11 protein-coding genes are annotated in these 11,677 nt (G+C 49.6%); 2 read left to right on the forward strand and 9 right to left on the reverse strand.

Annotated elements, in window-relative coordinates; genetic code table 11:
* Positions 1 to 47: 47 nt before the first annotated feature.
* The 9 genes from IJN28_04980 to IJN28_05020 all read right to left on the reverse strand — a co-directional run bounded on the left by IJN28_04980 (position 48) and on the right by IJN28_05020 (position 10,095).
* Positions 48 to 1,118, reverse strand: coding sequence for a branched-chain amino acid aminotransferase (locus IJN28_04980; GenBank protein MBQ6713123.1), 1,071 nt, complete (start codon positions 1,116 to 1,118; stop codon positions 48 to 50).
* A 106-nt stretch (positions 1,119 to 1,224) separates the two neighbouring features.
* A complete protein-coding gene (gene argH, locus IJN28_04985; protein ID MBQ6713124.1) occupies positions 1,225 to 2,640 on the reverse strand; it encodes an argininosuccinate lyase in 1,416 nt (471 codons plus the stop codon).
* A gap of 3 nt (positions 2,641 to 2,643) precedes the next feature.
* Positions 2,644 to 3,852 carry an argininosuccinate synthase gene (locus tag IJN28_04990; GenBank protein MBQ6713125.1) on the reverse strand — a complete coding sequence of 403 codons (1,209 nt, stop codon included), beginning with the start codon at positions 3,850 to 3,852 and terminating at the stop codon, positions 2,644 to 2,646.
* 53 nt (positions 3,853 to 3,905) lie between these two features.
* Entirely contained in the window at positions 3,906 to 4,838 is a 933-nt protein-coding gene (gene argF / locus IJN28_04995) for an ornithine carbamoyltransferase (protein MBQ6713126.1), read from the reverse strand.
* 17 nt (positions 4,839 to 4,855) lie between these two features.
* Positions 4,856 to 6,046 carry an acetylornithine transaminase gene (locus tag IJN28_05000; GenBank protein MBQ6713127.1) on the reverse strand — a complete coding sequence of 397 codons (1,191 nt, stop codon included), beginning with the start codon at positions 6,044 to 6,046 and terminating at the stop codon, positions 4,856 to 4,858.
* Positions 6,043 to 6,954: an acetylglutamate kinase gene (argB, locus tag IJN28_05005; GenBank protein MBQ6713128.1), complete on the reverse strand. Its 912-nt coding sequence runs from the start codon at positions 6,952 to 6,954 to the stop codon at positions 6,043 to 6,045. The genes IJN28_05000 and argB overlap by 4 nt, the downstream gene beginning before the upstream one ends.
* Positions 6,955 to 7,051: 97 nt before the next feature.
* Entirely contained in the window at positions 7,052 to 8,257 is a 1,206-nt protein-coding gene (argJ, locus tag IJN28_05010) for a bifunctional glutamate N-acetyltransferase/amino-acid acetyltransferase ArgJ (protein ID MBQ6713129.1), read from the reverse strand.
* Positions 8,258 to 8,305: 48 nt separating this feature from the next.
* Complete coding sequence (locus IJN28_05015) at positions 8,306 to 9,343, reverse strand: N-acetyl-gamma-glutamyl-phosphate reductase (GenBank protein ID MBQ6713130.1); 1,038 nt, start codon at positions 9,341 to 9,343, stop codon at positions 8,306 to 8,308.
* 71 nt (positions 9,344 to 9,414) lie between these two features.
* Positions 9,415 to 10,095: an N-acetylmuramoyl-L-alanine amidase gene (locus tag IJN28_05020; protein ID MBQ6713131.1), complete on the reverse strand. Its 681-nt coding sequence runs from the start codon at positions 10,093 to 10,095 to the stop codon at positions 9,415 to 9,417.
* Between the two features lie 109 nt (positions 10,096 to 10,204).
* Here IJN28_05020 and IJN28_05025 point away from each other — a divergent pair, with 109 nt between their 5' ends.
* Positions 10,205 to 11,020, forward strand: a complete 816-nt coding sequence (locus tag IJN28_05025) for a transglycosylase domain-containing protein (GenBank protein MBQ6713132.1) — start codon at positions 10,205 to 10,207, stop codon at positions 11,018 to 11,020.
* Positions 11,021 to 11,136: 116 nt separating this feature from the next.
* The coding region (locus tag IJN28_05030) for an HD domain-containing protein (GenBank protein ID MBQ6713133.1) at positions 11,137 to 11,677 on the forward strand (541 nt) is incomplete at its 3' end.

Raw genomic sequence — 11,677 nt, forward strand, 5'->3', positions numbered from 1 at the left:
AAAAGAAACGGCGAAAGAATCTCTCTTTCGCCGTTTTGCTCATATTCTTATGCTTTTGGAACTTCAACGACCCAACCGAACGGATCTTCGAGTCTGGCAGTCTGGATACCTGTGATAGTATCATAAAGTTTCTGTGCCGTTTCACCCGTTTTACCACCGTTGATGATGATGCTCTCACCTTTCCAGCAGAGCTCACCGACCGGCGAGATAACTGCTGCCGTACCGGTACCGAAGGCTTCTTCGAGCGTGCCGTTTTTCGCTGCTTCGAATACTTCTTCGATCGTGATGCGGCGTTCCGTTGCTTTCATGCCCCAGGAACGAACGACTTCCAATACGGATTTACGCGTGATACCCGGGAGGATAGAACCCGTCAATTCCGGCGTGATGATCTCACCGTTGATCTTGAAGACGATGTTCATCGAACCGACTTCTTCAACATATTTACGTTCGATACCATCGAGCCAGAGCGTCTGTGCGAAGCCTTCCTGATGCGCAACATAGTCGCCGTGGAGGCTGGCTGCGTAGTTAGCCGCCGTTTTCGCTTCACCCGTACCGCCGATTACGGCACGAACATATTTATCTTCTACTTTAATGCGTACCGGTGCAAAGCCTGCAGCGTAGTAAGCTGCTACCGGCGACAAGATGATCGCCATTTTGTACTGTTTACCAACGCTTACGCCGAGATACGGATCCGTCGAGAAGATGTACGGACGGATATAGAGGCTCGTACCCGGTTTGGACGGGATCCAGCGTTCGTCGATCGCAACGAGTTTTTTGAGGCAATCAAGTACGAACTCTTCATCGAACTCCGGTACACACAAGATGCGTGCCGAGTTGTTAAGACGTTTCATGTTCTCCGTCGGACGGAAGAGCGTGATACGATCATCCGGCGTACGGTATGCTTTAAGACCTTCAAAGATCGCCTGACCGTAGTGGAGCGTTGCATTGGCAGGATTCAAGTTGAAGTCATGATGCGGTACGATACGCGGATTGTGCCAGCCTTTGCCTTCTTCATAATCCATTTCGAACATATGGTCGGTAAAAATGCGGCCAAAGCCGAGTGCGTCTTGATTCGGTAATTCTTTTGGTGCAGTTGTCAATTCAATTTTTAATTCCATGATATAGCCCTTCCCCTCATTTACAGTTAGCATAGAAAAGTGAAAACTGTATACAATACAGTTTTCACTCACCAAATGACATATGAAAACTTATATGTTGGGTTTATTATAGACCTTTTTGTGTATACTTGTCAATAACAACCTGCTGATTTTCCAATGTTTTTTGTGCAGTTTCAAATTGCTGTGCAACCTGTGCATACGATGTTCCACCATAGGAATTACGATTTGTTACACAAGTCTCTACCGAGATCGCATCCATGATATCTTCTTCAAAAAGCGGCGAGAATTGCTTGAATTCGTCGAGCGTCAAGTCCATCAACCATTTGTTGTTGTCGATGCAATAACGAACGCTTTTGCCTACGACTTCGTGTGCCTGACGGAACGGCAAGCCTTTTTTGCCGAGGTAGTCAGCCATATCGGTCGCGTTGGAGAAGTCATGTGTAACAGCATTGTACATACGATCTCTGTTGACACGCATGTCGCGGATCATTGCCGCATAGATGGTAAGCACGAATTTGAGGTTGTCGATCGTATCGAATACACCTTCTTTATCTTCCTGAAGGTCTTTGTTGTATGCGAGCGGCAAGCCTTTTGTCGTCGTGAGCATACCCATCAAGTGACCGAAGATACGACCTGTTTTACCGCGAACGAGTTCTGCGACGTCCGGGTTTTTCTTCTGCGGCATGATGGACGAGCCTGTGCAGTGTGCATCGTCAAGCTCGATGAAGCCGAATTCTGCCGAACACCAGAGAATGATCTCTTCGCTGATACGGCTAAGGTGCATGATGAGAAGCGATGCGAACGACAAGAATTCGATGATGTAATCGCGGTCGCTGACTGCGTCCATGCTGTTGGCATACAGTTTGCCGAATTTGAGCTGTTCGGCTACCATGAAGCGATCGATCGGGAACGTCGTACCTGCGAGTGCGCCTGCACCGAGCGGCATGATGTCCGTACGTTCGTATACGCCTTGCAAGCGGTCGAAGTCACGCGCGAGCATGAAGAAGTATGCCATCATGTGCTGTGCAAAGAGGATCGGCTGCGCACGCTGAAGGTGCGTATATCCCGGCATGATGACTTCTTTGTTTTCTTGTGCTTTCTGAAGGAATGCTTCTTGCAAGTTCTGAAGGAGAACGGCAAGTTCGCCGATCTCTTTTCTGAGATAAAGATGCGTATCGACTGCGACTTGGTCGTTACGGCTGCGGGCGGTATGGAGTTTACCGCCCACTGCGCCGATACGCTCTGTGAGTCTTGCTTCGATATTCATATGGATATCTTCGAGGCCTACTTCGAACGAGAAGTTGCCTGCTTCGATATCAGCGAGAATGCTTTCGAGGCCGCCGATGATGAGGTCGCGCTCTTCATCGGAGATGATGCCTGTTTTGGCAAGCATCGTAGCGTGTGCGATACTGCCTTTGATATCTTCATAATACATACGATGGTCGAACGAGATGGACGCCTGGAATTCGTCTACCATTGCGTCGGTGTTTTTCGTAAAACGACCGCCCCACAGTTTTGCCATGGCTTAGTTCTGTCCTTTCTGCATCAACGCTCTGACTTTAAGCGGCAAGCCAAAGAGGTTGATGAAGCCTTCTGCGTCTGCCTGGTTGTATACGTCGTCTTCTTCGAACGTAACGAATTCTTTGCTATAGAGGGAGTACGGGGACTGAGCGCCTGCCGACATGATGTTGCCTTTGTAGAGTTTTACGCGTACTTTACCCGTAACCGTTTCCTGCGTCTGATCAACAAATGCTGCGAGTGCTTCACGAAGCTGGCTGAACCACATACCATCGTATACGAGTTCTGCATAGCGGATAGCGACTTGTTCTTTGTAGTGGAGCGTAGCACGGTCGAGCGTCAAGTATTCGAGTTCACGGTGTGCGTAGTAGAGGATCGCACCACCCGGGTTTTCGTATACGCCGCGGGATTTCATGCCAACAAGACGGTTTTCTACCATGTCCGTGATACCGACACCGTTAGCAGCACCGATCTCGTTCAATTTCGTAAGAAGTTCTACTGCGCCCATTTTTACGCCGTCAACAGCAACAGGGATACCTTTTTCAAAGTCAATTTCAACGTACGTTACTTCGTCAGCAGCCTGCGTCGGAGCTTTCGTTACGAGGTATACGTTGTCTTTCGGTTCGTTCCACGGATCTTCGAGGTCGGAGCCTTCATGGCTGAGATGCCAGATGTTGCGGTCCATGCTGTATACTTTGTTGCCTTTTGCAACCGGGATATTGTGTGCTTCTGCATAACGGATAGCATCTTCACGGGAACGGATATCCCAGAGTCTCCACGGAGCGATGATCTGAAGCTGCGGAGCGAGTGCTTTTACCGTAAGTTCGAAACGAACCTGGTCATTACCTTTCCCTGTTGCACCGTGTGCGATCGCGTCTGCACCTTCTGCTTCAGCGATCTCAACAAGACGTTTTGCGATAAGCGGACGAGCGAACGACGTACCGAGGAGGTATTTGCCTTCGTATACAGCGCCTGCTTTGAGCGTCGGCCATACGTATTCTTCAAGGAACGGCGTTACAAGATCTTCGATGTAGACTTTGCTTGCGCCGGAAGCCAATGCTTTGTCATGGATAACGTCAAGTTCATCGCCCTGACCGATATCTGCGCACATTGCGATAACTTCGCAACCGTCATAGTTTTCTTTCAACCACGGAATGATAACGGAGGTATCAAGACCGCCGGAATATGCCAATACTACTTTTTTTACACTGCTCATATGTAAGCACCTCTTTAAATATAAATTTATGTTAAATATTATTGGATACGTTATCAGTCTGCCATGACAAGTGCCATAACGGCTTTCTGTGCATGAAGACGGTTTTCGGCTTCATCGAAGATAACAGACTGTTTGCTTTCGATGACTTCGTCGGTGATCTCTTCACCGCGATGCGCCGGAAGACAATGGAGCACGATGGCATCCGGTTTCGCTACTGCCATAACAGCCGCATTGACTTGGTAGTCTTTGAATGCTTTCTGGCGTTTTTCTGCTTCGCCTTCTTGTCCCATGCTTGCCCATACGTCCGTATAGACGACATCGGCATCTTTGGCCGCTGCCAAGATATCCTGCGTGATTTCTACTTTCGAGCCGAATGCTTTGGCATCTTCCATCGCTTCCGCTACCATGCTTTCCATCGGTTCATAGCCTGCGGGCGTTGCTACCGAGATGTCCATGCCGACTTTGGCACAGCCGTGCATAAGCGAGTTGACCATGTTGTTGCCGTCGCCGATGTAGACCATTTTAAGACCTTTGAGCTCACCTTTGTGTTCGCGGATCGTCTGGAGGTCTGCGAGTACCTGACACGGATGTTCTTCGTCCGTCAGCGCGTTGATGACAGGAATGCTTGCAAAATCAGCAAGTTCTTCTACCTTCGAACCTTCGAACGTACGGATCATGATACCGTCGAGGTAACGCGACAGTACACGTGCCGTATCACGGATCGGCTCACCGCGACCGATCTGGAGATCGCGATTCGACAAGAAAAGTGCCGAGCCGCCGAGCTGGTACATCCCGACTTCAAACGATACGCGCGTACGAGTCGACGATTTTTCGAAGATCATACCGAGCGTTTTGCCTTTCAAAATGTGGTGTTCTTCACCTTTTTTCTGTTTTTCTTTCAGTTCCGCCGCCAAATCGAGAATCTGATAGATTTCTTCGGTCGTAAAATCATGCAGCGATAAGAAATCTCTTCCTTTAAAGCTCATCTTACTAACCTGCCTTTCTATTGTTTCGCCAATACTGCGTCTAATATCGTGATCATTTCATCTACTTGCTGTTTGCCGATCGTAAGCGACGGTACCAGTCTGAGGACATTGCCCGCCGTACAGTTGATGATCAGTTTCGCATCAAGACAAGCCTGAACGATCTCGCGGCCTTCACGTGTCAGCTCGATACCAACCATAAAACCTTTACCGCGTACGGAGCGAATGATCGTCGGATATTTTTCGCCGAGTGCGCGGATAGCATCCATCAAGTACGCACCGACTTCGTTTACGTTATCCAAAAGATCGTCTTCGAGAATCGTATCGAGGACCGCTTTGGATGCCGCACATGCGAGCGGATTGCCGCCGAATGTCGAGCCGTGGTCACCCGGGTGGAATGCACTTGCTACTTTGTCCGTTGCAAGGAAGGCACCGATCGGTACACCGCCCGCAAGACCTTTCGCCAGTGTTACGATATCAGGCTTAATGCCAAAATGTTCGTATGCGAACATCTTGCCTGTTCTGCCGATACCTGTCTGCACTTCGTCGAAGATGAGAAGCGCACCGTATTTATCACAGAGTGCACGTACTTTCTGAAGGTAATCGTCAGCAGGTACGTTCACACCGCCTTCGCCCTGGATCGGTTCCAAGACGACTGCACACGTTTTGTCCGAGATCGCGTTTTCAAGTGCCGCGATGTCGTTGTAGTCGATATAAGTAAAGCCCTGCGGGAGCGGTTCGTAGCCTGCTTGGTATTTCGGCTGAGCCGTCGCCGTCAGCGTCATCAGCGTTCTGCCGTGGAAGCAGTGGTTCGCTGTAATAATTTCGTATTTGTCATCTGCGATCGTTTTGCCGTATTTGCGCGCCAATTTGAGCGCACCTTCATTCGCTTCCGCACCGCTGTTCGCCAAGAATACCTTGTCAAGACCGCTGAGTGCGGCAAGCTTTTCAATAAGCTGTGCCTGCACTTCCGTGTAGTAGAGATTCGAGCAGTGAATGACTTTCGCCGCTTGCTCTGACACAGCTTTCACGAGGTTTGGATGTGCATGACCGAGTGCGTTGACGGCGATCCCTGCGAAAAAGTCGAGGTAACGGTTGCCGTCCGTATCCGTCACGTACGCTCCTTCCCCGTGCGAAATGACCATCGGATAACGAGCAAAGACGGGCATATAGTGTGCCTTATCTATCGCAAAAACGTCTTGTTTGTTCATGCTTCTGCCTCCTCATCCCCAATGACCTCGGTACCGATACCGCGTTTCGTGAAGACTTCGAGGATCAATGCGTGCGGAAGTCTGCCGTCGATGATGTGTGTTTTTTGCGCACCGCCGTCGATAGCGCGGATGCACGATTCAACTTTCGGGATCATGCCGCCCGCGATACTGCCTTCGCGGATCATCGCCATTGCATCGGCTCTTGTCAAGGTTTCGATAAGACTGTCTTTGTCGTTATAATCGCGATAGATACCTTCAATATCTGTCAAAAGGATCAATTTTTCTGCTTGAAGCGCGCCTGCGACTTCACCTGCGACATAGTCGGCATTGATGTTGTAGCTTTCGTTATCCGTACCGACACCGATCGGTGCGATAACAGGCGTATAACCTTGGTCGAGAAGCGTATTGAGGATATCGGTATTGATCTTCGCGACATCGCCCACATAGCCGATGTCGACAAGCTTCGGTTCTGCCTGTTCGTCATCGTAGACCTCTGCAAGATGTTTCTCTGCACAGATAAGGCTTGCATCCTTACCCGACAGACCGACAGCTTTGGCACCGTAGTTGTTGAGAAGGCTGACGATCTCGGAATTGATCTTACCGACAAGCACCATCTCCGCTACACCGACCGTTTCGGCGTCTGTTACACGAAGACCTGCGATAAACTCGGTCTGTTTGCCGATCTTTTTCAAGAAACCTGTGATCTCGGGGCCACCGCCGTGTACGATAACGGGACGCATACCGACATATTTCATCAAGCAGATATCTTGAATGACTTTTGCTTTCAGTTCTTCATTGATCATGGCATTTCCGCCGTATTTGATGACCATCGTTTTGCCGTAGAATCTCTTGATATACGGCAACGCTTCGATCAATACGGATGCCCTATCTTCCGCTGAAAACTTCATGTACTCACCTCTTATTTGTCAAGAAAAACAACGTAATTAAGGTGGAGCTTACTCCACCTTAACGGTTGCTTTCATAATCAATATCTCTGTTCACTCTTTAGGTGTGATATTCACCGTTTATTTTAACATATTCATAGGAAAAATCACAAGTCCAGACAGTTGCTTTCTCTGTACCTTTTCCGATTTTTGCCGTAATGACGACATCATCTTTTGCCATCGTGCGTTTGAGCTCGGCTTCTTTGAAGTCTGCGCCCATACCGCCCGCAACGACCTGTACATCACCGATCCAGATATCCGTATCAACAGGCTGTACGCCGACACCGGAATAACCGATCGCGCAGATGATTCTGCCCCAGTTCGGGTCTTCGCCGAAGAATGCCGTTTTCACGAGCGGCGATTTTGCGATCGCCATAGCGACCTGTTTCGCCGATGCGAAATCGTCTGCACCTTCAACCGTTACTTCGAGGAATTTCGTTGCGCCCTCGCCGTCTTTGGCTACTTTTTTCGCAAGGTCGGTACATACCGTTTTGAGTGCGTCTGCAAAGATAGCATAATCTTCCGACTCAGCATCGGTAATAGTTGCATTGCCTGCCATACCGTTTGCAAGTGCGAACAAGCTGTCGTTTGTACTCGTATCGCCGTCTACACTGACCATGTTAAACGATACTTCAACAGCATCTTTGAGTGCTTTCTGAAGGAGTGCGCTGTCGATCGCCGCATCCGTCGTAACGAACGCAAGCATCGTCGCCATGTTTGGATGGATCATACCCGAACCTTTTGCCATACCTGCGATCGTGACCGTCTGACCACCGAGTGTGAACGTATAAGCCGTCTTTTTCTCCGTCGTATCCGTCGTAAGGATCGCAAGACACGCATCGTCGCCGCCTTCTTTGGAGAGCTTGCTGACAGCGTCTTTGATACCTGCCGTCAATTTATCCATCGGAAGCGTCTGTCCGATGATACCCGTCGAAGCAACGAACACTTGCTCGGTCGGCACGGAGAGTGCCTCTGCCGCAACCTGAGCCATCTCTTGTGCATCTTTTGCACCCTGCTCGCCTGTGCAAGCGTTCGCGCAGCCTGCATTGACTGCTACCGCGGAAGCTGTGCCGCCCGCCGCAACTTTGCGCGAGATGACGACAGGTGCCGCCGCCATCGTATTTGTCGTGAACACACCTGCGGCTGCCGCCGGTACTTCACTGTAAATGATCGCTACATCTTCTTTACCGCTTTTTTTAATGCCTGCTTTGACGCCTGCCGCAAGGAAGCCCTTCGGCGCCGTCACGTTAGGAGCGATTTTTTCCATTGTCATACATTCCATCTTCTTTCTCTTAACTGTATTTTATCACTGTGCTTACGGATACAACGGAACTTGCTGTAAGCCACAGGATTCATCAAGACCGAATACGATATTCATATTCTGAACAGCCTGTCCTGCCGCACCTTTTACAAGGTTGTCGATCGCCGATACGACGATGACGCGACCCGTGCGTGGGTCGATATGCCAGCCGAGGTCGCAGAAGTTCGAACCGCGAACCTTTTTCACCATCGGACACGCACCACGACCGAGCAAACGAATGAAATGTTCATCCGCATAACAATCAGCAAATGCCTTATCGACATCCTCTGCCGTTACGCCTTCTTTGAGATCTGCATAGCACGTGCTCAAGATGCCGCGCGATATCGGCAAGAGATGCGGTGTGAAGTTGACTATTACATCTTCGCCCGCAAACTCGGTAAGTGCCTGTTCGATCTCAGGCGTATGGCGGTGATTTGTAACACCGTAAATCGTGAAGTTATCGTACATCTCGGTGAAGTGCGAGGAGAGCTTAAGCCCTCTGCCCGCTCCCGACATGCCCGATTTCGCGTCGATAACGATAGACTTCGTATTGATAAGGCCTGCTTTTGCAAGCGGTGCCAAAGCAAGAATACTTGCCGTCGTATAGCAGCCTGCATTGCCGACGATCTTCGCATCGCGGATACGGTCGCGATACCACTCTGCCAGACCGTATACTGCTTTTGCATCTTTATGCGTATGTTCTACATTATACCATTTTTCGTATACAGCCGTATCATAGAAGCGATAGTCACCGCCAAGGTCGATGATCTTCACATCGTACGATTCCAGTTGTTTCCCAATAGCCATAGCATGGCCGTGCGGAAGCCCGATAAAGATAACATCGGTATTCTCTGCGATCTCTGTCAGATCTTGAAGCGATTTCAGCTGAACACCATCGTAATATTTATGCAAGTGACCGTATACTTTTGTAATTTCGGTGCCCGTCTGACTTTCGGAAGTGATATAACGAACTTCCGCTTCGGGATGATTCGCCAAAATGCGCATCAACTCTTCGCCTGTATAACCGGTCGCACCGACAATACCAACTCGTATCATGTTTTCATTCCTCCATCTCTGTAAGGTTCATATAATTATACATCATGTTTGTATAATTTTTCAACCTCTTATTCGCTTTTTTCGGTGAAATATTCCATAAAAGTTGCCAAAATCGCTTCCGCCAGACGGTTTTGGTACGATTCATCGCACAAAAGCTGTGCTTCTTCTCCGTTTGATAAGTAGCCCGCCTCCAAAAGTACACCCGGCATAGACAATGACGACAGGAGGAGGACATGTGTATTCGCCTGTGCCTGTCTGTGATTGCCCTCCGGGAAATCTGTCATTCGTTTTTGCATCATCTCTGCCAATCCCCTGCTATTCTCATTTTTCGGATGGTAGAAGACTTGTGCACCTTGATACGTCTTCACCGTCGAAGCATTGCAATGGACGCTGACAAATACATCAGGGCGCGCTTCTTCAATGATGGCGACTCGCTTTTTAAGATCGGCGCGTTTTCCGCCTTTTCCGCGTGTATAGTAGTCGACATCATCCGTTCTAGTATAGACGACCTCTGCCCCTGCCGATATCAGCTTATCACCGATCCGTTTTGCCAATACCAGATTGATATCCTTCTCCGCCTGCGCATGATACTCTGCCCCGCTGTCGATACCGCCATGCCCCGCATCAACAGCTATTCTTTTTCCTGCAAGCGGCGCATCATCCATCGCCCACATCATAGGCACACCGCCCTGCCACATCAAACAGAATATCCCCAGCCCGAACACCCAGCCAAACAGCCACCTTCTCACGATTCTCGCTCCTTTCGCTCGCGTTTCTCACCTATCCTCTGGTCAAACAGACGATTTTCCGCTACAATAAAAGGAATAGCAATCTTATGTTTTAATAGGAGAGTTGCCTATGTTTTCCTTTATAACACGTATCTTCACATTTCTTATATTCCTTGTCGTTTTGTTCGTCGGATGCTTCTTTTTCATGGACGGCGGTTCGATACTCAACCGCTACATTCCCGACTCGTACCGCACGACAGCAGAAGTCCGCGCACTTCCGTTCTCACCCGAGAACCTGCCCGACCTCGATTCGGACGCATGGACACGCGCATATCGCTTCATCGCGCTCAAAGATGCTGTCAACAGTCGCACCCCACAGCTCGGTTACACAAAGATAGACGACATCGCACACAATATGCAATATGCCATCATCGCCTCGGAGGACAAACGTTTCTACGACCACCCGGGCTTCGACGTCGAAGGCATGATGCGTGCCACCCTCGTCAACATCCAATACGGCAAGATACAAGAAGGTGCCAGCACCATCACACAACAAACAGTCAAAAACCTCTTTTTGACAGCCGACCGTACGGCATCGCGCAAAATGGAAGAAATACTCCTTGCCCTCAACATGGAATCCCGCTACGAAAAAGCAGAGATCCTCGAGATCTACCTTAACACCATCTATTTCGGCGACGGTTACTACGGCATCAACCAAGCCTCGCACGGCTACTTCGGTTGTGCTCCCTCCCGCCTCTCGCTCGCTCAATCGGCTATGCTCGCAGGCATCGTCCCCGCACCGAGCATCTACTCTCCGCGTGTAGACTTCGCCGCCGCCAAAAAACGACAAGCACTCGCACTTAACGCCATGGTCAAAAACGGTTACATCACCGAAGCAGAAGCACAAAACGCCAAAGCCGCTCCTATCCGTCTTGTTGAAAAATAACACGAATGAGCGCGATTCACGGCAGGAATTCTCCTCATAATAGCTAATATATAAAATTACTATGTAAAACGGTACGAAACAGACCTTACTTATTACTGATTTTGAAGGAATATATTATGATTACAACGTTGATCGACCAGCAGGTGTACTGTGCATCCCCTTCGATACACGACATGACACCTGTATTTCTCAACTTATTACAAATGAAAAGCCCCAACCTGTATCGCCACTCGCATCAGGTCGCCAATTACAGCGCAAGCATCGCCGCCAAGATGTGCCTGCCGTCCGAAGAGATCTCTCTCATTCAGACAGCCGCACTTCTCCATGATATCGGTCACGTTACCGTACCGAATCTCATCTTGGCAAAATCGCCCTACCTCTCCCAGCGCGAATACAGCACGTTCAAAAATCATTGTCGTGCAGGTGTCGCCATGATGGAGAACATCGCCGCTTGCCAACCGCTCATTCCGTACATCCTCCATCATCACGAACGATGGGACGGAACAGGCTATCCCAAACGGCTCAAAGGCGTAAACATCCCGCTCGGCGCACGTATCATCGCCGTCGCAGACTACTACGACAGCTTCATCAACCCGTGCACCCAGAACTGGCGCAAAACAAAACAAGAAGCACTCAAAGAACTGCAAGACCTCTCGG

This window comes from Selenomonadales bacterium, assembly GCA_017442105.1.
Lineage (GTDB): Bacteria > Bacillota > Negativicutes > RGIG982 > RGIG982 > RGIG982.